Genomic DNA, 23,204 nt, shown 5'->3' on the forward strand with positions numbered 1-23,204 from the left:
CCGACATGAGCGACAACTCCAAACTGAGCGTGAGCGACAAGGTTCTTCGCGCGATCGAGCCGCTGATCTACGCCAAGCGCGCGCTGTCGATGGGCATCCTGCTCGTGATGACGGCCCTGTTCTTCTGGCAGATGACGCTGATCCGCACCGATGCGGGCTTCGACAAGTCGATTCCGCTCGAACACCCGTACATGCAGGTGCTCAAGCAGTACCAGACCGACTTCGGCGGCGCGAACACGGTGCTGATCGCGCTGATCCAGAAGGACGGCGACATCTACAACGAGAAGTTCCTGACGCGCCTCAAGGGCGTCACCGACGACGTGTTCTTCCTCAAGGGCGTCGACCGCTCGCGTGTGTCGTCGATCTTCACGCCCGACGTGCGCTTCATCGAGGTCGTCGAAGGCGGCTTCAAGGGCGGCAACGTCATTCCGGCCGAATACCAGCCGACGCAGGAGATGTTCGACCTGATCCGCGGCAACGTCACCAAGGGCGGGCATATCGGCCGCTACGTCTCCAACGATCAGCGCGGGGCGATGATCTTCGCCGAACTGCTCGAAGTCGATCCGGTCACGGGCGAAAAACTCGATTACGGCCAGATGGCGCAGAAGCTAGAGGAAATTCGCCAGAAGTACGAGGACGACGACATCAAGGTGCATGTCGTCGGCTTCGCCAAGGTGGTCGGCGACGTCATCGAGGCCACCGAGGAAGTCGTGATCTTCTTCGTCGTCACGCTGGTGATGACCTTCGTCCTGCTGTGGCTTTATCTGGGCAGCTTCAAGCTCGCGCTGCTGCCGCTGGTGTGTTCGATCACCGCGGTGATCTGGGAGTTCGGCCTGCTGCGCCTGTTCGGCTACGGACTCGATCCGTTCGCGATCCTGGTGCCGTTCCTGATCCTCGCGGTCTCGGTGTCGCACGGCGTGCAATACGTCAACGCCTGGGTCGGCGAGATCGCCGAAAACGGCCGCAACGCTTTCGACGCCTCGCTGTTCACCTGGCGCCGTCTGGCGATCTACGGCACCTTCGCGATCCTGACCGACGTCGCCGGCTTCGCGACGATCTACCTGATCCCGATCGACATCATCCGCGAGATGGCGATCAACGCCTGTTTCGGCATGGCCGCGATCATCATCACCAACAAGGTGATGATGCCGATCTGGCTGACCTGGGTCAGCGTCGGCGATCCGAAGGCCTTCGCGGCCAAGCAGGAGAAGCGCGATTCGATCTTCGACGGCCTGTGGCATCTGCTGTCGAACATGGTCAAGCCGGTGCCCGCGGTGACCGCGATTCTGATCTCGGCCGTGCTGTTCGGCTGGGCGCTCTGGGAGGGCAAGGGCCTGCAGATCGGCGACAGCCAGACCGGCGTGCCCGAGCTGCTGCCGGATTCGCGCTTCAACCAGGATTTCCGCGCGGTCAACGAGAACTTCGCGATCGGCGTCGACATCCTCAAGATCATCGCCGAGACCGATCCGGAAGCCTGTGTGAAGTTCGACGTGATGGACCAGATCGACCGCTTCGCCTGGCGCCTCGACAATCTGCCCGGCGTGCAGTCGACGCTGTCGCTGCCGCAGGCCGCCAAGCTCGTGAATTCGGCGTTCTCCGAAGCCAATCCCAAATATCTGGTGCTGCCGCGCAATCAATACGTGATGGCGCAGGCGATCACGCCGATCCCGACCTCGACGGGCCTGCTGAGCCCGAACTGTTCGGCGATGGCGGTGTTCACGTTCATGCGCGATCACAAGGCGACCACGGTCAACCGTGTCGTCGACGAAGTGAAGGCCTTCAACAAGGAAAACGCGACCGACTTCTTCGACACGCACAAGGACGTCGACCACAAGTATTGCGACGCCAAGCTCGAAGCGCGCCGCGATGTCGGCATCGCGCGCACGGATCTGCAGAAGACCACCGAGCGCATCAAGGCGCGCAATCCGGGCATTTCCGACGAAGACCTTGCGAAGAACGATGCGGTCGTGAAGGCCAACGGCAAGGTCGGCGAGGCCCAGGCCAAGCTCGAAGGCATGGACAAGGCATGCCCGGTCAACTTCGCGCTCGCCACCGGCAACGTCGGCGTGATGGCCGCGACCAACGAGGAAGTGCATCGCCTCGAAAAGCTCACGCTGCTCTACGTCTACATCGCGATCATCGTCTGCGTGTACCTGTCGTTCTTCGAGTGGAAGAGCCTGGCTTCGATCCTGCTGCCGTTGTCGCTCGTGTCGTGGATGGCCTATGCGGTGATGTCGCTCGCCGGCATCGGCATGAAGGTGGCGACCCTGCCGATCGTCTCGCTCGCGGTCGGTATCGGCGTGGACTACGGCATCTACGTCTACGCCACGCTCAAGGACGCCGTCGCCGGCGGCTACAAGATGCAGGAGGCCTACTACAAGACGCTCAAGATGACCGGCAAGGCGGTGATCTTCACGGGCATCACGCTGGGCCTCGGCGTGGCGACCTGGCTGTGGTCGGGCCTGCAGTTCCAGCGCGACATGGGCCTGCTGCTGGTCTTCATGTTCACCGCGAACATGTTCGGCGCGATCCTGGTGCTGCCGGCGATCGCCTCGTTCCTGCTCAAGGAGCGCGAACTGGCTCCGGGCGAAAAGCCGAAGCTGGTCTCGAAGCACTAGCGCTGCGAGCGGCGTGGAGGGCCCCCTGACTTAGCGGGGGACCCTGGTGTCGCGCGTCAGCGCCGGGCCGCGCAGCGGACCGTTGGGACTGCCTCGCGCACGCCGGTCAAAAAACGGGGCTTCGGACCCGGTCGGCTCAATCGCCGCCGCCCGGACTCCGATGTCCGGCGCAGGGCAGGCGCGTGAGTTCACCCGTATCGAGGTTCAGCGCGGTCAGCTGACCGCCCCAGACGCAGCCGGTGTCGAGGCCGTAGACCTGGTGATCGGGCCATTCGACGCGGCCGAGCGCCGACCAGTGCCCGAAGACGATCGGCGTTCCGGCGGTCCGGCGGCCGGGCACTTCGAACCAGGGCAGGGCGCCATCGGACTGCGAGCCCGGCGATCCCTTGTCGCGCAGGCGCAGCTGGCCGTCCGGCGTGCAGTAGCGCAGGCGCGTGAGGCAGTTGATCACGAAGCGCGTGCGCTCGGTACCGCGCAGATCCTCGCTCCAGCGATCGGGCTGGTCGCCGTACATCTGCTCGAAGAAAGCCCTGCCGCGCGATTCGCGCAGCACCTGAGCGGCTTCGTCGGCAAGCGTCAGCGTCTGCTCGGTTGTCCACTGCGGGGCCACGCCCGCGTGCAGCAGCAAGACGCCGCTCGCCGGATCGCGCCAGGCCAGCGGGCGTTCGGCGAGCCAGTCGAGCAAGGCGTCGGCGTCGGGCGCATCGAGAATCTCGTCGAGCGTATCGCCGGGCTTGAGCCGGCTGCGATCCTGCGCCGCGGCGAGCAGATGCAGGTCGTGATTGCCGAGCACGGAGATGCAGGCTGTCCCGAGCGAACGGACCGTGCGCAGGGTATCGAGCGAAGCGGGGCCACGGTTGACCAGGTCGCCGACGAGCAGCAGCCGGTCCTGCGTTTCATCGAAGCGGATCAGGGCCAGCAGCTTGCGGAAATCGTCGTTGCAGCCTTGCAGGTCGCCGATGGCGAAAGTCGACATGAACGGTCTGTCCGGTAGGGTAGATAACAGGCATTACATCGAGCCCGACGAGCGGTACAGAATGACGCGCCCGGGAGCTTTGATTCTGAACGGACCCGCCAGCATAGTAGCTCCACTGACGCTGGGGTCAGGGAATACTTGGAGTCGACCAAATGAAGCACTATCTGAAAGCTGTCTCGCGCGCCAAGCAGGAAGGCGCCACCGCCATCGAATATGCGCTGATCGCCGGCCTGATCGTCCTCGCGATCGCCGTGACGCTGGGGCTGTTGAGTGGCAACCTCGACACGCTGTTCGGCAACGTCAACACGCAGGTGCAGGGCGCTTCGACGCCGTAATCGGCGTGCTGGCCGGGCAGCCGTCCTCCCGCGGAAAAGCGGGAGCCTCCAAACTGCGTAGGGGATTCCGATGGGTAGCTTGAACAAGGATTACGCAGTTTGGGGGGCTCGCCTGCACCGGCAGAGCGGGGCTTCGGCGGTCGAGTTCGCGCTGGTGCTGCCGCTATTGCTGGCGTTGAGTTACGCCATCGTCGTCTACTCGTACACCTATATCGTGTTCGAGTCGATCAACTACGCGGCGCAGCAGGGCGCCGAGTCCGCAGTCTCGGTCGATCCGAGTCTGGCGGACAGCGGCGGCGGCACCAGCAGCTATTTCGGAAACGTCACGACCAACGTTCGGAACACCGTTGCGGGTGCCCTGGGTTGGATGCCGGCACAGCAGCGCGCAATGTCGATCGGAGCCAACGGTTCGAGCGTCGAGGTCAATTTCTGTAATCAAGGTGGCGGTGGAGCCCCCGGCTGTCCCTTGCAGGATACCGGTGGCCAAGCCCTCGTGGTTCGCATCAATTTTCCGATCACTTCCATTTTTCCGGTCCTGACTCTGCCTGGAGTCGGTACCATTCCGCCGCTGCCCGCCACCATTTCCGGTGTCGGCGTCGCGGTGCTGCCATAGGCGCCGGCTCTTAGTAAGCCAGGGGTTGGCGATCAAGGTCGTTTGGACGATCTCAACAGGGGTATGGGGATGAGCAGTTCTGCCGCCAAGGTAGTCGCGATCATTGCAGTCATTCTGACGGCCGCGCTGGCCTTCGCCGGTTACCGGCTGAGCCGCGAGTACGCGCAGACCAATCAGCCAGCGGTCGCCAAGACGGCGCCGGGCGCTTCGGGGACGGCACAGCCGGCCATCCCGAAGACGCTCGCGGTGGCTGCGCTCAAGCCGCTCGCCGCCTACCAGCCCATCACCAAGGAAGACGTCACCCTGGTCGAGTTCGCGGTGGCGCCGACGGATTATTACGCCAACGTCAACGACGTGATCGGCAAGCAGCCGATCATCGACATCGACGGCGGTGCGCCGCTGACCAAGCGCTACTTCGGCCAGGGCAACATCCTGGCCCGCGCGATTCCGCCGGGACATCAGGCGATCTCGGTCGAGGTCAACGACGTCGTCGCGGTCGGCGGCTTCATCCGCCCGGGCGATACCGTCGACGTGCTGCTCTATCTGCGCAACGGCCAGGACGTGGAGCCGCAGTCCCGCGTGCTGCTGCGCAACGTGCGCGTGCTGGCTTACGACGACGCGCTGGTCGAACGCCCCGAGGGCCTCAAGGAAGACGAGAAGAAAGGCAGCGGCTCGGCGAACGCGCGCAACAATTCGAGCGCCGCGCGCCGTACCCGCACCGCGGTGCTCGCGGTGCCGGAGCTCGAGACCACGCGCCTGATGCTCGGCGCGAGCCAGGGCGAGCTGCGCCTGGCCCTCTACGGCCAGCGCCCGCCCGGAACCGAAGACGTGGCCGCGCCCGAGACGGTGGTCGCCGGCGGCCTGCCGGCCAACGACAAGACGCTCGCGACGATCGAATCGAACAAGGTGCCCGACAAGGCGCTGTCGCTCGAGCAGCTCGCCCGCATCAAGCCGCCGCCGTCCAAGCGTGGCAGCGCCCCGGTGCAGGTGCCGGTGTATCGCGCGGACAAGGTCGAAACGGTATCGGTTCGTCCCTAGCGGACGCATCGGGACGAGTTGATTGGGGATGCATCATCAGGCGCCCGCGAGTGCGGGCGCGAAACGGACCAGGACGCCCGGGCCGTTGCAATCGGACAAGGTGGGGACAACGGTGAATGCTCGAATGAAGCTTGGCTACGGATGGACTCGGTTCGCACGCGGAGCGGCGCTCGGTTCGGTGCTCGTACTCGGCGCGCAGGGAGTGCAGGCTGCGGACATTCCGCCGCAGCGCGTGGTGCAGGTGGAGGCCGGCACGCACACGCTGGTGCGTGAAAGCGCGGTCATCAAGCGCGTGGCCGTCGGTGACCCGGCGGTGGCCGACGTCAACGTGATCAACGGGCGCGAAGTGCTCGTCAGCGGCAAGAAGCTCGGCATCACCAGCCTGATGGTCTGGACCGGCCCGAACCCGATCGAGTACCGCATCCGCGTCGGCGCGATCAAGGATCCGGTGCAGCCGGCGACCAACGACCCTGAGCTGCGCGAGGCCGTGGTCGAGAAGGGCTATAGCCTGCAGGGCAAGCTGCCGAACCTGGTCGCCCATCGCCGGGCGCAGATCGCGGCCGCCAACGGCAAGGATCAGGCGCCCGACAGCAGCGTGGTCGATCTCGATACGCAGGTGCTCACGCAGATCAAGATCGCCGAGGTCAACCGCACGGTGGCCCAGCGCTACGGCTTCAACTTCTTCAAGAATGTCGGCAACACCACGGGCGGCATCGCCGGCCCAGGCGGGTTGTCCGGTATTGAGGTCAATCCGACGACGGATCGCAATCAGATCGTGCTGCGGAGCGGCTCCGGCTTCGTCCCGCTGCAGGATGCCTTCAGCCTTGTCTTCGGCAGCGCCGCCGACGGCCTGCTCGGCGTGCTGAGCGTGCTCGAAGGCAAGGGCATGGCGCGCGTGCTCGCCGAGCCGAGCCTGACCGCGATGAGCGGCCAGACCGCGAGCTTCCTGGCCGGCGGCGAGTTCCCGATTCCGGTCGCCCAGGGCGGCGGCAACACGAGCGGGGCGATCACGATCACCTACAAGGAGTTCGGCGTGCGCGTGAACCTCACGCCGACCGTGCTCTCGCGCGACCGCATCGCGCTCAAGGTGGCGCCCGAGGTCAGCGATCTCGATTTCACCGCGGCGATCCAGCTCAACGGCGTGGCGGTTCCGGCGCTCTCGGTGCGCCGCACCGACACCACGGTCGAACTCGGTGACGGCGAGAGCTTCGTGATTTCGGGCCTGGTCAGCAGCAACCTCGTGCAGAACGTCGACAAGGTGCCGTGGCTCGGCGACGTGCCGATCCTCGGCGCCTTCTTCAAGAGCGCCTCGACCGACCGCACCAATCGCGAACTCGTGATGATCGTGACCCCGCACCTGGTGCGCCCGCTCGCGCGCGCGGCCAAGCTGCCGGCGCTGCCCGGTCAGGCCTACGACAGCACGACACCGGACTATGGGCGCCTCGTATTCGAAGAGAAGGGCGATTTCAAGCCTGCGGACTACGGCTTCGGTCGCTAAGCTGACTCACCGCTCATATTCACGGACGAGAAGTGAAGACACAGGCTCTAGTCGTTGCCGATGACCCGGTCTACGCCAACTGGCTGCAGACCGCCGTTTCGGCCGCTGATTTCTCGCTGGTGCGCTCAACCGATCCCGAAGACCTCCTGAGCCGGCTCGAATTCGCTGGCCGGCCCGAAATGCTGTTCATCGAGTTTCATCCGGACAACGCCGATGCCCGCGCGGCGATGGTCGAAGCGGTGTCCGAGCGCATGCCCGAGATCAGCATCGTCGGGCTCGGCGTCGACAACAATCCGGCGCTCGTGCTCGCGGCGATGCGCGCGGGGGCCCGCGATTTCTTCGTGCTGCGTCGCGACGAGGCCAACATCGCGGCGCTGATCGGCAAGATCCTGCGCCGCTCGAGCGCTCCGGCTCCGGCAGCCCGCGGCAAGCAGGGCGTGCTCGCCACGGTGCTGTCGGCGCATCCCTACGACGGCATCGCGTTCCTCGCCGAGCACTTGGCCTACGCCTGCCAGGAGCGGCTGCGGCTCAAGGAGCGCGTGCTGCTGCTCGATCTCGCGACGCCGGCCGGCGCTTCGTCGGTGTTCCTGAATCTGTCGCCGACCTACGGCATTCTCGACGCGCTCAACGACGTGCATCGCTGCGATGCGACGCTCGTCGAAACCGCGTTTCCGAAGCACGACAGCGGCCTGTACATCCTGAGCCTGCCCGAAGAGTTCATCGGCCGTCCGCAGATCGACACCGACGCCGCGCTGCGCCTGGTCGGCGTGCTGCGCGGCCTGTTCGCCTGCGTGGTGCTTTCGGTCGACGGCTTCGCGCCGCTCGGCCTGCTGCGCGGGCTGCTCGCGCAATCCGAGCGCAGCCTGCTCGTCACCGACCAGTCGATCCTCAAATCGCGCCACAACAAGTATCTGCTGCGCGCGCTGCGGTCGGAGGACGCGCCGCTCGACAATCTCGGGCTGGTGATCGACAACTACCGCAGCCGGCTGGGCCTGGAGCCCGAAAGCCTCGCCGAACTGCTCGCGGTTCCGCTGCAGGCCACGCTGAGTGCGAACGCGTCGGCGCGCATCCAGGCGATGAACGCGGGCGAGTCGCTGTTCAAGATCGCGCCCAAGGACAGCTACGTGACCGAGATGCGCCGGATCGCGGCGACGCTGGTCGCCGGCGCCCCGGTCGCGCCCGCGGACGAGCCCGCCAACAAGGGCCTGCTCGGTCGCCTGTTCCGCTGAGTGCCGACATGAGCGCGCCCGCGAACGATCCGATGGCGAGGTTCCGGCTCACGGACCAATACCAGCAGCTCAAGAGCGCGCTGCATCGCCATCTGATCAGCCTGATCGAGGAGCGCAATCTCGATATCGATCAGTGGGAGCCGATCCGCGTCGAACGTTTCGTCAACGAGCAGGTGCGCCTGTACGTGATGCAGCAGCGCCTGCCGGTGAACCAGCGCGAGAGCGATGCGCTGGCGCAGGACGCACGCGACGAACTCATGGGCTTTGGCCCGATCCAGTCGCTGGTCGACGACGACACCGTCAACGACATCGTCGTCAACGGCCCGAACCGGGTCTTCGTCGAACGCGAAGGGCGTCTGTCGGTTGCGCCGGTTCGCTTCGTCAACGACGGCCACGTCATTCGCGTGATCCAGCGCATCCTTGCGCCGATCGGTCGCCGCGTCGACGAGTCGACGCCGATGGTCGACGCGCGCCTGGCCGATGGTTCGCGCGTCAACGCCATCGTGCCGCCGATCGCGCTCGATGGCCCCTGCCTGTCGATCCGCAAGTTCCGCAAGCAGCCGCTGTCGGCCGAGAACCTCATCGAGCGCGGCAGCATCACCGCCTCGCAGGTCGAATATCTCAGGCAGCGCGTGCACGGCCGTACCAACCTGATCGTCATTGGCGGCACCGGCTCGGGCAAGACCACCTTCCTGAACCTGCTCTCGCAGTGGATTCCGGCCAGCGAACGCATCATCACGGTCGAAGACGCGGCCGAACTCCGGCTGCATCACGAGCACGTCGTGCGGCTCGAGACGCGTCCGCCGAATCTCGAGGGCCAGCGTGCGGTCACCGCGCGCGATCTGGTCCGCAACGCGCTGCGCATGCGCCCCGATCGCATCATCGTCGGCGAGGTTCGCGGCGACGAAGTGCTCGACATGCTGCAGGCGATGAACACCGGTCACGACGGCTCGATGACCACGCTGCACGCGAACGCGCCGAAGGATGCGCTGCATCGTCTCGAGCTGCTCGCCGGTTTCGCCGGCTATTCGGGCAGCGAGAACACATTTAAGGGCCAGGTGATGTCGGCGATCCAGCTGCTGGTTCACGTGAGCCGCCTGCCGACCGGCGAGCGCCGCGTGATGTCGATCACCGAGCTCACCGGCGCCAATGCCGATGAGCTGAGCTTTCGCGATCTGTTTCGTTACGACGTCGAGGCCGGCCGGCATCTCGATTTGCGGGGAGGCGCTGCATGACGTGGATTCTGGTCCTGCTGTCGCTTTGCACGGCGGGCATCGCGATCGGCCTGTTTTTCTACGCGAACCGCCAGGAACGCGCCGAGGACGTGCAGATGCGTCTGCGCGCTGGCGACGAGGCGATCGCGGTCGCCGCGCAGGCCGAGCGCAAGAAAATCGACAATGCGATCGTGCGCTGGGGCTGCCACTTGCTGTGGCGCTCGGGTTTCGACGTCAGGCCGTCGTCGGTCGTGCTCATGATGATCATCGCGATCGCGCTGATGCCGCTGGCGATACTCGCCGCGGACTGGATCGGCGGATTGCTGATCATCTTCGGCGTCACGATGATCGTGAGCCTGGTGCTCAGCACGCTCGCGGCTCGCCGCCGAACCCAGATCGTCTCGCAGCTGCCGGCTTATCTCGAAGCGGTGATTCGCGTGCTCGCGGCGGGCAATACGCTCGAAGAGGCGCTGGGCTCCGCCGCCAAGGAAGCGGCCGAGCCTTCGCGCTCGGTGTTCCTGTCGGTGAGCCGGCAGGTGCGTCTCGGTGCGCCGGTCGACGTCGTGCTGGCCGAGGCCGCCGACATTCACCAGATCAAGGATCTGCGCGTGATCGCGCTCGCCGCCAACATCAACCGCCGCTACGGCGGCACCTTGCGCAACGTGTTCCGCAGCCTGATCCAGGCCATCCGCATGCGTGAGGCCGCGGCGCGCGAGCTGCGTGCGCTGACCGCCGAAACGCGCTTCTCGGCGCTGGTGCTCGCGGCGATTCCGATGGGCCTGTCGGTATTCCTGTTCTGGCGCAACCGTGGCTTCTACGCCGACATGCTCGCGACCACCAGCGGCACCTACACCTTGATCTTCGCAGCCGCGCTGCAGGTGGCCGGCGTGCTGGTGATCTGGCGAATGATGAAGTCCACGCAGGAGAACGGCTGATGAGCCCGGCGATCTTCGCGGCGGTGGTCGCTGCGGCCATCATGATGGGCGGCCTGTGCATCATTGCGCTGATCTGGTGGGCGCTGGCCGCGAGCCAGAGCCGCCACCTGCAGCGCCGCCTGCAACCGGGTGGCGAAACACCGAACGATTTCGGCGACAGCAACACCAACCCCAACCCCTTGCTGCAGGGCATCGCCCAGCAGGGCAAGGCGATCGAACGCGCGCTCGACACCGAAGGCGTATCGAGCGACAAGCTGATGATCCGCGCGGGCTGGCGCAGTTCGAGCAGCCGGCTGATCTTCTACACGCTGTGGTTCCTGTCGCCGCTGCTGTTCGTCGGGGGCTTCTTCCTGCTGATTCCGCTGCTGCCGATCAAGCTCAAGACCACGCTGATGCTCGTGCTGATCGGCGCGATGGCACTGATCATCGGCCTGCTGCTGCCCTCGATCGTGCGCACGCGCGTCGCCGAAGCGCGGCAGAAGCGCATGAACGCCGAGGTGCCGCTGTTCATCCACGTGCTCGTGCTGCTGTTCGAATCGAGCCTGTCGACGCGCCAGGCCTTCGCGAGCATGGTGCGCGAGGGACGCGGCGTGCTCAGCGAACTCGGCAAGGAAATCGAACTCGTGCTGCGCCAGGTCGAGGCGGGCGCCGAAATCTCCGACGTGCTCACGCGCACCGCCGAGGCGCTCGACGTTCCGGACCTGACCACCGTTCTCGCCTTGCTGCGCCAGGTCGAGCGCTATGGCGGCGAGGTCAAGGAACCGCTGCTCGATACCTTGCAGGTGATCGAAGATCGCCGCGAAATGGAGCTGCGCGAAAAGGTCAACCTGATCTCCGGCAAGATGACCGTGGTCATGGTGCTGTTCTTCTTCCCGGCGCTGCTGATCTTCGTCGCCGGGCCGGCCTATATCTCGCTGATCGGCGCGCTCGGCGGGGCCGCGGCCAAATGAGACCGGCGCTGGTGCTGTGCTGCGTCGCGCTCGCGACGGTGCTGGGCGCCTGCGCCTCGGGCGGTACGCGCCAGGTCGAGCGCCGCATCGACAGCGGCGAAGACCTGCCCACTCCCGATCCGACGCGCGATCGCCAGGTTCATCTCGACCTGATCCAGCGCATGCTCGATCAGGACCAGAACTACGCCGCGCTCGCGCACATCGAAACCCTGCAGCGCAAGGGCAACGACACTCAGCTGCGCCTGCTCGAGGCCGACACGCGGCGCAAGCTCGGCCAGTATCCGCAGGCCCAGCAGCTCTACACGGCGCTGCTCAACACGAGCTATTCCGCGCAGGCGTACCACGGCCTCGGCCTGATCGCGGCGCGCAGCAATCCCACCGTCTCGCTCGACTACCTGCAGCGCGCGGTGCGGCTGATGCCGACCAACGTGGAGATGCGCAACGATCTGGGCTACGCGCTGATGCTCGCGCGCCGCTATCCGGATGCCCTGCCGCAGCTCGCGACCGCGGTCGAGCTCGAACCGGGCAACGGCAAGAGCCGCAACAATCTGCTCATTCTGATGATGCTCATGCGCGACGAGGCTTCGGTGCAGCGCATCGTGCGCGAATCGCGTATCGATGCGGCGACACTGGCCGATCTGCGCAAGCGCGCGAGCAGCATGGCCGCCGCCGCGGCGCCGAGGCCCGCCGTTCAGCCGCCGCAGGCTGCCGCTGCGAAGAAGGCTTCGTGAGCCGGGCGCGGATCGCGGTACAAGCGTCGACACCGATGTCGAGACGAATTCGTGGTACGAACTGACAGCCGAGCTGGAGAAGCACGATGCACAAGAACTTGATCGGAATCCTGGCTCTGGCCTTGGTCGCCCCGGGCGTCGCGTACGCGCAAGACGCCAGCGAGCCCGCGTTCGGCAGCGACACGCGGGCCCTGGTCGACCTGCAGGTCAGCAACAACGCCGCGCTCGGCACCGCACGCCCGATGCCCGGCGAAGTCGCCGACCAGGTTTATTCGCGCTACGTGAAAAGCTTCTCGCACCCGATTCCCGAGAGCTTCGAGCGCGAGAAGTTCTCGAACAGCGGCGGTAGCGGTGCGGGCGGGCAGTAATCCGCAGGCGTAGTGCGGTGATGGCCGCGGCGCTGCCAGTGCGCCGCGGCTTTGAGAGATACTTCGCGATATGCCCAGACGTATCGCTCCCTGGTGGCTGGCCTCGCTTGCGATCAGCGCGGCGGCCGCCTGCATGGCGGTGTTCGGCCTCTGGCAGCTCAGCATGGCCGAAGGCCTCGCGGTCGCCCAGAAGCGCGCCGCGGTCGAGCCCATCTTTCAGCAAAAGCTGTCGTCCGCGATCGCGGCGGGTCGCCACGACGAGTTGCAGGCGCAGCTCGATGCGCTGATCGAATCCGACGCTCTCGGGCTCGTCTACATCGCCATCACCGGACCACGCGGTGAAGTGCTCGCGTATGCCGGCCGCTACGAGCGCTGGCAGCTGCCCGGTGCTCCGCTGGCGATGACGCGGTCGCTGCGGCTATGGGCCTATCGCTGGACCGGCCGTTTTCTGCGCCAGCAACTGCGCAATCCGCTCGGCGAGCCGATGTCCGCCGGCGATCCGCTCACGCCGTTCGCCGAAGCCCTGTACGTGATCGCGCCGGGCGTCGCCGGACAGGTCAGCGATCGCGCGGTGCTGCATCTGGCCTGGTCGGGCGTGATCGCGTTCCTGTTCGCCTCGATCACCGGCATCGCCTCGATCTTCACGTGGCGGCGCATGCTGATCAATCCGGCGCAATGGGCCGAGCGCCTCGCGCCCGAGCTCAAGGCGCCGGCCGCCCCGAGCTATGTCGATCTCGACGACAAGCTGCACGAGCAGATGCCCGAGCGCCTCGGCGCGCAGCTCGACGCGCTCGGCAGCGCACTGATCGTCGTCGACAACGAAGCCTGCATTCGCTATCTCAACGACACCGCGAGGCAGCTGACCGGCTGGACTTCGGCCGACGTGCAGGGCCGGCTCGTCTATTCGGTTTTTCATCCGCTCGACGCGCGCTATTCGCCGATGCTCACGCCGGCCGAGGTCTGCATGCGCGACGAGCGCCCGTATCCGCCGACCGAGCTGCGCCTGCGCGCACGCGACGGCACGCAAAGCCCGATCGAAGTGATGGCCCTGCCGCTCAAGCGGCCGTCGGGTCAGCCCGATGGGGCGATGATGATCTTTTCGGAGATCAGCGAACGCGAGAAACGCATCGATCAATGGCGACGCCAGGCGCGGCTCACGCAGGGCGTGCTCGATCACCTGAGCGAAGGCGTGCTGACCACCGATCCGGTCGGCGTCATCCGCTTCGCCAACGCACGCGCGCTGCGCATGTTCGGCTACGTCTGGGAGGACATCGAAGGCGCCAGCGTCGCCAAGCTCATGCCGGTGCCGTTCCTGAATTCACCGTCTGTGCGCTTGACCGACTACATCGGCTCCGAACGCGCGGTCGGGCTGCCGAAAGTGGTCGGCTGGCGCAAGGACGCGACGACGTTTCCGGCCGAGCTGGTGGTGCAAAACCTCACGATCGAACATGCGCAGGGCCTGCTCGTGATCGTGCGCGACATCACCGAGCGGCTGCGCTCGGACAATCTGTCGCAGCGTCTCGGCCGCCTGCTCGACGCGGCTTCCGACGAGGTCTACATCTTCGACGCGCAGACGCTGCGCTTCGTCGAGGTGAACAGCGGGGCGCGGCGCAACCTGGGCTATCACCCGAGCGAAATGACGCACATGACGCCGCTCGTGATCAGCGAGCAGCTCGACGCGACGGCGCTGCACGGCTATCTCGACCGGCTGCGCGAAGGCGCGGTCGAGCACGTGACCTACCGCTGCCTGCATCGGCGCGCGGACGGCAGCCGCTATCCGGTCGAGGTGCGGCTCAACTACTCGCGCGAGGAGGAGCCGCCGGTGTTCATGGCGATCGCGGTCGACATCACCGAACGCGAGCAGGTCGAGCAGCGCCTGCATCACATGGCGCATCACGATGCGCTCACCGGCCTGCCGAACCGCGTCACGCTGCTCGACCGGCTCGGCCAGGCGATTCTCGCGTCCAGGCGCAGCAACCGGCAGATCGGCGTGCTGTATCTCGACGTCGATCACTTCAAGTCGATCAACGATCAGCACGGCCATCAGGCCGGCGACGAAGTGCTGCGCCAGATCGCCGAGCGCCTGCGTCGCGTGCTGCGTGCGAGCGACACGGTCGCGCGACTCGGCGGCGACGAGTTCGTGATCGTCGCCCCGGGCCTGCGGCTAGAAGACGATGCGCTCTCGCTCGCCCGCAAGATTCTCGAGCGCTTCAATGAGCCGATGTCGATCGAAGGCCGGCAACTCGACGTGCGCCTGAGCATCGGCGTGGCGCTGTGCCCGGTCGACGAAGGCGATGCCGAAACCCTGCTGCGCCACGCGGATCAGGCGATGTATCGATCCAAGCAGTCCGGGCGCGGGCGCTGCACGCTCAACCGCATCGAGGTTTCGCCCGAGCGCCGTCGCCGTCTCGATCTCGAACGCGATGTGCAGGCCGGGCTCACGCTCGGGCAGTTCCGGCTCCTGCTGACGCCGCTGCAGCGCCTCGAGCCGCCCCACGATACCAGCGCGCTGCTCGCCGGCTTCTACTGGAGCCACCCGGAGCACGGTCGCATCGAGCCGGCCGAAGCGATCGTCAGCGCCGGGCGCGCCGGCCTGGTCGGCGACATCGAACTCTGGCGCCTGCGCGCGGCCGTGTTCGCGGCGAGCGCGATGGCCGATCGCGGCGTCGACATGATCGTGCCGATCGCCGGATGGCATTGGCAGCATCCGGAATTCGGTAGCCGCGTGATCGACCTGCTACGCGCCTTCGGGCTGCCCGCGCAGAAGCTCACGATCGCGAGCGATGCGGCGGGCTTGCGCGAAGCGCGCAATTCGGCCCAGGACAATCTCTACCGGCTCTGTTCCGAAGGCGTGCGCCTGGCGCTCCACGACACCGCGCCGGCGATCGTCGATGGGATTCGCCGCGGCGGCTTGCCGCCGCTCGCCATGCTCGTGGTCGATCGCAGCCGCGAGCAGACGCCCGAGTCCCTGATCGAGATGGCGGCCCTCGCGCGCGAGCAGGAATCGAGCCTGGCCTTTCTCGAGATCGCCAAAGAAGAGCGGGGCGCCTTCATCGAGCGGCTCGGGCAGCGCCGCGATCTCGTGGCGGGATTGTCGATCGGGGCCGCTGAACTCGCGTTCGAAGTCGCGCCGCCGCCTCGATAGCCTGTCGCTGGCGCTAGGCGATGCGTTCCGACACCCGGTTCGCCAGCGTCGCGAACTGCGCGGCCGACAGGCGCTCGGCCCGCCATTGCGGATCGATGCCGGCGGCGCGGATTTCGTCGGCACTGAAGAACGGGCGCAGGCTGTTCGAGAGTGTTTTGCGGCGCTGCAGGAACGCGGCGGTGACGACGCGATCGAACATCGCCCACTCGCGAACCTCGAAGTCGGGCTTGCGCGGAACCATCCGCACGACGGCCGACTCGACTTTGGGCGGCGGCTTGAACGCACCGGGCCCGACATCGAACAGATGCACCACTTCCGCACGCGCGGCGAGCGCGACGCTCAGACGGCCGTAGGCGTCGTCGTCGGGGCCCGCGCACATGCGATCGACCACTTCCTTCTGCAGCATGAAATGCATGTCCTGCACGCGTTCGGCGAAGCTCAGCAGGTGGAACAGCAGCGGCGTCGAGATGTTGTACGGCAGGTTGCCGACCAGCCGCAGCGGCGCGCCGCTCGGAGCGAGCGCCGCGTAGTCGATCTTGAGCGCATCGGCCATGACGATCTCGAGCGCGTCCGAGTGGCCGCAGGCTGCGCGCAGGTGCGGAATCACGTCGCGATCGAGTTCGACGACGGTGAGCTTGTCGACGCGCTTGAGCAGCGGAGCGGTCAGCGCGCCCGGGCCCGGGCCGATCTCGATGATCGCCTCGCCGGCCTGCGGATTCACCGAGCGCAGGATGCGGTCGATGACGTAGGGATCGTGCAGGAAGTGCTGGCCAAAGCGTTTCTTGGCGACGGGTGCGCTCATGCTGCGGGTGCTGCCGGAAATTTCATGTGCGGCTGTTTCGTTGTGACTTGTCGAGGGCGAGTTCCATCGCGAGCTCCAGCGCGGCGTGCAGCGAGCCGCTCTCGGCGCGCCCGCTGCCGGCGAGGTCGAGCGCGGTGCCGTGGTCGACCGAGGTGCGCACGATCGGCAGTCCCAGCGTGACGTTCACGGCCTGGCCGAAGCCGGCGTACTTGAGCGCGGTGAGTCCCTGGTCGTGATAGAGCGCGAGCACGGCGTCGCCGCGTTCGAGCACGCGCGGCGTGAAGACGGTATCGGCCGGCAGCGGGCCTTCGATGCGCAGGCCTTCGGCGCGCAGGGCCTGCAGGACCGGGATGATGACCTCGATCTCCTCGCGCCCGAGATGCCCGGATTCGCCCGCGTGCGGGTTGAGCCCGCAGACCAGCAGGCGAGGGCGATCGATGCCGAAGTGCTCGCGCAGGTCGTGATCGATGATGCGGATCACCTGGCGCAGCAGCGCGGGTGTGATCGCGTCGGGTACCGCGCGCAGCGGCAGGTGCGTGGTGGCGAGCGCGACGCGCAGCTGGCCGGCGGTCAGCATCATCACCGGCAGCTTCGATCCGGCGCGTTCGGCTAGGAATTCGGTGTGGCCCGAAAACGGAATGCCGGCATCGTTGATGACGCTCTTCTGCACCGGCGCGGTGACGATGGCCTGGGCCTGGCCGGCGAGGCAGAGGTCGGTCGCGCGTTCCAGCGTCTCGAGCACGTAGGGCGCGTTGGCCACGTCGAGCACGCCGAGACGCTCGGGCCGGCGCAGCGGAACCTCGATGATGCCGAGGCTGCCGGCCGGCAGCGGCGCCGGCCTGGCGGCCGGATCGATCGCGACGAGATCGAGCTTGAGCCCGAGCACGCGCGCCCGCCGCTGCAGCAGGCCGCCGTCGGCGACCGCGACGAGTTCGGCCGCGTGGGCCAGCTGGGCCAGCTCGACGACGAGGTCGGGCCCGATGCCGGCCGGTTCTCCCGGTGTCAGGAGCAGACGCAGGGCGGCCAACCGCGTCGCGTCCGTCAGGACGACTTGTCGGCCCCGCCGGTTCCGGCCAGGCGATAGTCGATGTAGGCCTCGTCACGCAGGCGGCGAACCCAGGTTTCGTACTCTTCGGCGGACTTGCGCTGCGCGATGGCCTGGCGAACCTTGGCGCGCTTGGCTTCCTCGGTGGTGTCGCGCGTGCGGCGGTCGAGCACCTTGGCGATGTGCCAGCCGAACTGGGTGTGGAACGGGGCGCTGACTTCGCCGGGCTGCAGCGCGTCGAGCGCCTTCTGGAAGTCCGGCGCGAACACGCCGGGCGGCTGCCAGTCGAGATCGCCGCCCGAATTCTTCGAACCCGGATCGTCGGAGAACTGCTTGGCGAGCTTGGCGAAGTCCTCGCCCTTCTTGAGGCGATCGGACAGCTCCTGGATCTGCACGCGCGCCTGGTCTTCGGTGCGCAAGGCGTTGGCCATCAGCAGGATGTGCTGCGCATGGGTTTCGACCGTGGTCAGGCGCTCTTCGCCGCCACGCGTGCCGAGCAGCTTGATGATGTGGAAGCCGGTGCCGGTTTCGATCACGTCGCTGACTTCGCCGTCCTTGAGCCGCGCCGCCGCGGTCGAGAACAGCGACGGCAGGTCGGCCGCCTTGCGCCAGTCGAGGTCGCCGCCCTGCAGGGCCTGCTGGCCGTCGGAGGAGCTGATCGCAAGCTGGGCGAAGTCTTCGCCGGCGCGCAGCCGCTTGAGCAGGTCGTTGGCCTTGGCGCGGCGCTTGTCGCGCTCGTCGCTGCTGGCGCCGTCCGGAATGCTCACGAGGATGTGGCCCAGGTGGTATTCGGTGTTGGCGTTGGCGCCCTGGTTGGCGAGGTAGAGGTCGATGTCCTGGTCGGTCACCACCACGCGGCCATCGACTTCGCGCTGGCGCAGCCGGGCCACCAGCACTTCCTCGCGAACCTGCTCGCGCAGGGTCAGGAAGTCGATGCCGTCGGCCTTCACCGATTCGGCGAGCTGAGCCAGCGTCATGTTGTTCTGGCGCGCGATGTTGTTGAGGATGTCGTTGAGCTCGCGGTCATCGATGCGGATGCCGGCCTGCGTCGCGCGCTGCGTCTGCAGGCGGGTGACGATCACGCGTTCGAGCACCTGCGGGCGCAGCACGTCGTCCGGCGGCAGCTGCACGCCACGCGACTTGATCTGCGCCTTGGTCGACTCCATGGCGGTGTCGAGCTCGCTCTGCAGCACCACGCCGTCGTTGACCACGGCGACGATGCGGTCGAGAACCTCGGCCCGGGCCGGCTGGGTCAGCAGCGCTGAAAGAGTGAGCAGCGAGGCGGCTAAGGTCTTCGGCAAGGCCATCGGCGGGAGCGTACGGGTGGGAGAAAGATGAACCCCGGTGGATCGGATCGAAAGCGGCCGAGTCAAGGGGCACGGGGGCGCGGAAGATTAGCATGGTGGTCCGGCGCCAGCCTCAGACTGCGGCCACGGGCAAAAATTCCGCAGTGCCCGCGGCCGCGCTCACCTGGCCGTCCGCCTATGGAGTGGTCGGCGAGCCGCTGGTGAGCCGGTTGCCCGAACTCAGCCGGCTGCTGTTGCTGATGCCGCCGGCGCTCTCGTCGTCGTCGCCGTCGTCCTTCGGGAACAGGGCGCTGTAGCCGGTGCCGATGCGCGTGAGACCCTTGAGTTCGAGCTGGAAGTAGATGCCGCTGTCGAGGTTGCCATCGCGCGTGGCGATGTAGCGCCGCCAGGCGCCGCTGAGCGCCCAGCAGCAGGTTTCGTAGGTCAGGCCGACGAAGTTCTCGAGCGTCTTTTCGTCGCGGATCGAGTAGCGCGTGCGGCCGGCCACGCGCCAGCTGCTGCTGACGGGCCAGGCGACGATGACGTCGGCCTGCTCGAGCAGGTCGCGGCGGTAGCGGTAGGCCAGGTCCAGGCGCTTGCCGCGCTCAAGGTCGCGGTAGCGCAGGCCCAGGTTGGCGCGCTGGAACTCCGAATCCTCGGGCGACCACTGCGAAACCGCGGCGGCGCTCCAGCGGGTCAGGAAGTTGTAGGTCACTTCGCCGATGAAGTTGGTCGCGCCGCGCTCGGGCGCCGGGAAGTTCAGGCCCTGCGAGCCGTCGGGGTTCTGCGTCACCAGCTCCACGCGCGGGCTTTCGATGCGGTAGAGCTGGCCGATGCTCGCGGTCCACCGCGTTTCACCGCTCGCCGCGTCGATCCAGCGCGTGGTCAGGGCCCCGGCGACGTTGGCCGCGTCGGCGACGCGGTCTTCGCCGTAGAAGCGGTTGCGGGCGAACAGCTGCACGAAGTCGAAGTCCGGCTCGCCGGTATCGAACACCGGCAGCTCGTCCTGGTTCTTGTACGGTACGTAGAGCCCGAAGGCGCGCGGCTCCAGGGTCTGGATCGCGTCGCCGCCGCTGGCCATGCGCTCGAAGCGCAGCCCGGCCTCGGCGGAGGCCACCGGCAGCGAGCGCGACGGATCGTCCTTCTGGTCGGCGGCGGTGTCGGTGAGCAGGTACTGGGTGTAGTCCCAGTCGAGCTGCGAGGTGAGGTACCAGGCGTTCTCGTCGTGCAGATAGCGCAGGTAGGGCTGCAGGTTGATGCGCTGGCCCTGCACCGAATCCTCGCGCACGAAATTCACGTACTCGGCGTTGAGGCCGGCGCGCGTATCGAGGAAGGCGTTGCGCGTGAGCGCGTCGAACTTCACCTGCGGCAGCCGCTTGTACGGATCGTCGACCGCGACGAAGCGGTTCTCGATGGTCTGGTAGCCCTGCACGAGCGCCTGGATGCGGTACGAATCGGGCGCCTGGTAGGTCAGCCGGGCGCTGCGCTCCAGGTAGATCGTCGAGGCGCTCGCGAAGGTGCCGCCGAGGTCTTCGAAGTAGCGCGTGTCGCTGGCCTCCGAATAGGTCGCCTCGAGCCCCAGGCGCGAGCTCAGCAGGCCCACGTGGTCGAAGCGCAGCAGGCTGCGGTCGCTGCCGCCGACCCCGTTGTTCTCGTCGTGGTAGACGCGGTCATCGGGCAGGTAGTCGTAGGACACCACGCCCTCGCTGTGCCTGAGCAGGTAGCGGCCGGTGGTGCCGATCTGCAGGCCGCGCCTGGACATGTAGCGTGGCGTGACGGTGGCGTCGTAGTTCGGCCCAAGGTTCAGGTACACCGGCCAGCGCATGTCGAAGCCGGTGCGATCCGAGTTGCCGATGGTCGGATAGAGCAGGCCGGTGCGGCGGCGGTCGTCGATCGGGAACTGCACCCACGGCGAATACAGGATCGGCACGCCGCCGAAGCGCAGGCGGGCGTGGCGGGCGGTGCCGAGGCCTTCCTCCTGGTCGAGCCGGATTTCGCTGGCCTCGATGTACCAGGCATCGGAATCCGGGGCGCAGGTCGTGTAGGCCGACGAATAGAGCCGGGCCTTGCCGTCGGCGTCGACGACGATGCGGCTGGATCTGCCGCGCGCCTTGCGCGTCGGCAGCACGTAGTCGCTGTCGCTGAACGAGCCGCTGTCGTCGGCCAGGCTGTATTCGGCCTGCTGGCTGCGGATGATCAGCTGCGGATTGGTGAACACCGATTCGGTGTTGACGGTGATGCGCTGCGTGCTGTCCTCGTAATCGACGTTCTCGGCGTTGAATTCCTTGTCGCCCTGGCGCAGGTGCACGCTGCCGGTGAGCTGCGAGATGCCGTCGCGCGTGAGCTGGGCCGAATCGGCCTCGACGGTGATCTTCTGGTCGAGCCCCAGGCCTTCGCCGCCGCCGTCGACGCGCAGGCCCACCGAATAATCGGGCTGGGCGCAGACGCCGTTTTCGGCGCGCGCCAGCGGGCCTGTGAGCAGGTAGGCCGGTAGGCAGAGCGCTGCCAGCAGAAGAGGACGATTGGGTCGCATGCGAGCGCTCAGTATCCGGGTTCGGTCGCCGGCTCCGCAATCTCTTGCGCGCCGTCGCGCCCTTGGTGTTGCTTGTGGTGCGTGGCGGCGATGCCGATATGATTTCGCTTCTCCGCCGTCACCCTTGGCCGCCGCGTTCCTTCATGACTTCGACCCAGCCCGACGCTCCACTCGATCCGCGCATGGACGAGGCCCGCCGTTTCGCCCTCGAGGCCCTTGGGCTCGATCACGCGGAGTTCGCTCCGGCCTCGGCCGACGCGAGCTTCCGGCGCTACTTCCGCATCGTCAGCGAGGGGCGCAGCTGGGTGGTCATGGATGCGCCGCCCGAGCGCGAGGACTGCGGCCCGTTCATCCACGTCGCCGGGCTGATCGAGCAGGCCGGCCTCAACGGCCCGCGCATCCTCGCGCAGGATCTGCGGCGCGGTTACCTGCTGCTCAGCGATCTCGGCCGGCAGACCTATCTGCACGTCATCGACGAGCACAATGCCGATGCGTTGTTCGATGCGGCGATTGAGGCGCTCGTGCGCTGGCAGCGGTCCTCGACCGAAGGCCTGCTGCCGCCGTACGACGAGGCCCTGCTGCGCCGCGAGCTGTCACTGTTCCCGGACTGGTACGTCGCCCGCCATCTGCAGCGCGAGTTCACGCCCGCGCAGGCCGCACTGTGGGATCGGGTGCAGACCCTGCTCGTCGATTCCGCGCTGGCGCAGGCACGCGTGTTCGTGCACCGCGACTACATGCCGCGCAACCTGATGATCTCCGAGCCCAATCCGGGCGTGCTCGACTTTCAGGACGCGGTCTTTGGGCCGATCAGCTACGACGCGGTCTGCCTGTTCAAGGACGCCTTCCTGTCCTGGCCGGCCGCGCGCGTCGAGGCCTGGGCGCGGATCTACTGGGAGCGGGCGAGGGCGGAGGGCCTGCCGGTGGCGGAGGATTTCGGCCGCTTTTTGCGTGAGTTCGAATGGATGGGCGTGCAGCGGCACTTGAAAGTGCTCGGCATTTTCGCGCGCATCAACTACCGCGACGGCAAGCCGCACTATCTGGCCGACACGCCGCGCTTCATCCGCTACGTGCGCGAGACCGCGAGCCGCTACGCCGAACTCGCGCCGCTGACGCAGCTGTTCGACGAACTGGGCCTGCAGGCTCGGTGAGCGCGGACGTGAGTTCGAACCGGACCTCGAACGTGAAGGCGATGATCCTCGCCGCCGGCCGCGGCGAACGCATGCGCCCGCTGACCGACGACCGGCCCAAGCCGCTCGTTACGCTGCGCGGCCGGCCGCTGATCGAATACCCGCTGCGCGCCCTCGCGGCGGCCGGGGTGCGCGAGTTCGTCGTCAACCTCGGCTATCGCGGGGCGCAGATTCGCGAGCATCTCGGCGACGGCAGCCGTTTCGGCGTGCGCATCGACTACTCCGACGAGGGCGATCCGGCGCTCGAAACCGGCGGCGGCCTGCACAAGGCCTTGCCGCTGCTCGGCGGCGGCCCGTTCATCGTCGCCAATGCGGATGTCTACACGCATTACCCGTGGGCGGCGCTGATCGAGCGCGCGGCCGCGCTGCCGGATGACGTCGAGGCCCACCTCGTGCTCGTGCCGAATCCGGCGCATCGGCCGCAGGGCGATTTCGCGCTGGTGGACGGGCGCGTCGTCGAGCCGGCGCCCGATGCCGCGCCGACCGCCACTTTCAGCGGCCTGTCGGTGCTGCGGAATTCGCTGTTCGACGGCTGCGAGCCTGGACGCTTCCCGCTCGCTCCGCTGCTGCGGGCCGCGGCCCGGCGCGGTGCGGTGAGCGCCGAGCGCTACGACGGCCTTTGGTCCGATGTCGGGACCCCGCAGCGCCTCGCCGAACTCGAACGCGAACTCGGCGCCTGACCGAGTCGCTCGTCCGGGAAT

Annotated in this window: 19 protein-coding genes; 14 read left to right on the forward strand and 5 right to left on the reverse strand. The window is 67.2% G+C overall.

Annotated elements, in window-relative coordinates; all coding sequences use genetic code 11:
- Positions 1-5: 5 nt before the first annotated feature.
- Complete coding sequence (locus AC3WUM_RS17735; protein WP_492411835.1) at positions 6-2,618, forward strand: efflux RND transporter permease subunit; 2,613 nt, start codon at positions 6-8, stop codon at positions 2,616-2,618.
- A 136-nt stretch (positions 2,619-2,754) separates the two neighbouring features.
- Here the strand turns inward: AC3WUM_RS17735 and AC3WUM_RS17740 are convergent, their stop codons facing one another.
- Positions 2,755-3,594, reverse strand: coding sequence for a symmetrical bis(5'-nucleosyl)-tetraphosphatase (locus AC3WUM_RS17740; protein ID WP_492411837.1), 840 nt, complete (start codon positions 3,592-3,594; stop codon positions 2,755-2,757).
- Positions 3,595-3,746: 152 nt separating this feature from the next.
- Between AC3WUM_RS17740 and AC3WUM_RS17745 the strand changes: the two genes are divergently transcribed.
- From AC3WUM_RS17745 to AC3WUM_RS17795, 11 genes are all read left to right on the forward strand, one after another.
- On the forward strand, positions 3,747-3,929 hold the full coding sequence (locus tag AC3WUM_RS17745; protein ID WP_341917204.1) for a Flp family type IVb pilin: 183 nt from the start codon (positions 3,747-3,749) through the stop codon (positions 3,927-3,929).
- 79 nt (positions 3,930-4,008) lie between these two features.
- Positions 4,009-4,542, forward strand: a complete 534-nt coding sequence (locus AC3WUM_RS17750; protein WP_492411839.1) for a TadE/TadG family type IV pilus assembly protein — start codon at positions 4,009-4,011, stop codon at positions 4,540-4,542.
- A 69-nt stretch (positions 4,543-4,611) separates the two neighbouring features.
- Positions 4,612-5,580, forward strand: a complete 969-nt coding sequence (gene cpaB / locus AC3WUM_RS17755) for a Flp pilus assembly protein CpaB (protein ID WP_492411841.1) — start codon at positions 4,612-4,614, stop codon at positions 5,578-5,580.
- A gap of 124 nt (positions 5,581-5,704) precedes the next feature.
- Positions 5,705-7,078: a type II and III secretion system protein family protein gene (locus AC3WUM_RS17760; RefSeq protein ID WP_492411843.1), complete on the forward strand. Its 1,374-nt coding sequence runs from the start codon at positions 5,705-5,707 to the stop codon at positions 7,076-7,078.
- Positions 7,079-7,110: 32 nt separating this feature from the next.
- Entirely contained in the window at positions 7,111-8,307 is a 1,197-nt protein-coding gene (locus AC3WUM_RS17765) for a CpaE/TadZ family protein (RefSeq protein ID WP_492411844.1), read from the forward strand.
- 8 nt (positions 8,308-8,315) lie between these two features.
- The gene (locus AC3WUM_RS17770) at positions 8,316-9,542 is read left to right on the forward strand and encodes a TadA family conjugal transfer-associated ATPase (protein WP_492411846.1); all 1,227 of its coding nucleotides are present in this window, start codon (positions 8,316-8,318) and stop codon (positions 9,540-9,542) included.
- Entirely contained in the window at positions 9,539-10,456 is a 918-nt protein-coding gene (locus AC3WUM_RS17775) for a type II secretion system F family protein (RefSeq protein ID WP_492411848.1), read from the forward strand. The genes AC3WUM_RS17770 and AC3WUM_RS17775 overlap by 4 nt, the downstream gene beginning before the upstream one ends.
- Entirely contained in the window at positions 10,456-11,406 is a 951-nt protein-coding gene (locus AC3WUM_RS17780) for a type II secretion system F family protein (protein ID WP_492411850.1), read from the forward strand. The genes AC3WUM_RS17775 and AC3WUM_RS17780 overlap by 1 nt, the downstream gene beginning before the upstream one ends.
- Complete coding sequence (locus tag AC3WUM_RS17785; RefSeq protein WP_492411852.1) at positions 11,403-12,137, forward strand: hypothetical protein; 735 nt, start codon at positions 11,403-11,405, stop codon at positions 12,135-12,137. The genes AC3WUM_RS17780 and AC3WUM_RS17785 overlap by 4 nt, the downstream gene beginning before the upstream one ends.
- Before the next feature lie 86 nt (positions 12,138-12,223).
- Positions 12,224-12,505: a DUF3613 domain-containing protein gene (locus tag AC3WUM_RS17790; RefSeq protein WP_492411854.1), complete on the forward strand. Its 282-nt coding sequence runs from the start codon at positions 12,224-12,226 to the stop codon at positions 12,503-12,505.
- A gap of 70 nt (positions 12,506-12,575) precedes the next feature.
- Positions 12,576-15,650, forward strand: a complete 3,075-nt coding sequence (locus tag AC3WUM_RS17795; protein WP_492411856.1) for a sensor domain-containing protein — start codon at positions 12,576-12,578, stop codon at positions 15,648-15,650.
- 13 nt (positions 15,651-15,663) lie between these two features.
- Here the strand turns inward: AC3WUM_RS17795 and rsmA are convergent, their stop codons facing one another.
- From rsmA to AC3WUM_RS17815, 4 genes are all read right to left on the reverse strand, one after another.
- Positions 15,664-16,452 (reverse strand): 16S rRNA (adenine(1518)-N(6)/adenine(1519)-N(6))-dimethyltransferase RsmA, encoded by a 789-nt coding sequence (gene rsmA, locus AC3WUM_RS17800; protein ID WP_492411858.1) that lies wholly within the window; start codon positions 16,450-16,452, stop codon positions 15,664-15,666.
- 22 nt (positions 16,453-16,474) lie between these two features.
- Positions 16,475-17,479 (reverse strand): 4-hydroxythreonine-4-phosphate dehydrogenase PdxA, encoded by a 1,005-nt coding sequence (pdxA, locus tag AC3WUM_RS17805; RefSeq protein ID WP_492411860.1) that lies wholly within the window; start codon positions 17,477-17,479, stop codon positions 16,475-16,477.
- 14 nt (positions 17,480-17,493) lie between these two features.
- The gene (locus tag AC3WUM_RS17810) at positions 17,494-18,804 is read right to left on the reverse strand and encodes a peptidylprolyl isomerase (RefSeq protein ID WP_492411862.1); all 1,311 of its coding nucleotides are present in this window, start codon (positions 18,802-18,804) and stop codon (positions 17,494-17,496) included.
- Positions 18,805-18,979: 175 nt separating this feature from the next.
- Complete coding sequence (locus tag AC3WUM_RS17815) at positions 18,980-21,316, reverse strand: LPS-assembly protein LptD (protein ID WP_492411864.1); 2,337 nt, start codon at positions 21,314-21,316, stop codon at positions 18,980-18,982.
- Positions 21,317-21,498: 182 nt separating this feature from the next.
- Between AC3WUM_RS17815 and AC3WUM_RS17820 the strand changes: the two genes are divergently transcribed.
- Positions 21,499-22,464, forward strand: coding sequence for an aminoglycoside phosphotransferase family protein (locus AC3WUM_RS17820; protein WP_492412016.1), 966 nt, complete (start codon positions 21,499-21,501; stop codon positions 22,462-22,464).
- Between the two features lie 32 nt (positions 22,465-22,496).
- Positions 22,497-23,183 (forward strand): N-acetylmuramate alpha-1-phosphate uridylyltransferase MurU, encoded by a 687-nt coding sequence (gene murU, locus AC3WUM_RS17825; RefSeq protein WP_492412018.1) that lies wholly within the window; start codon positions 22,497-22,499, stop codon positions 23,181-23,183.
- Positions 23,184-23,204: the final 21 nt, after the last annotated feature.

It is taken from the genome of Hydrocarboniphaga sp. FW305-C-57 (assembly GCF_058783045.1).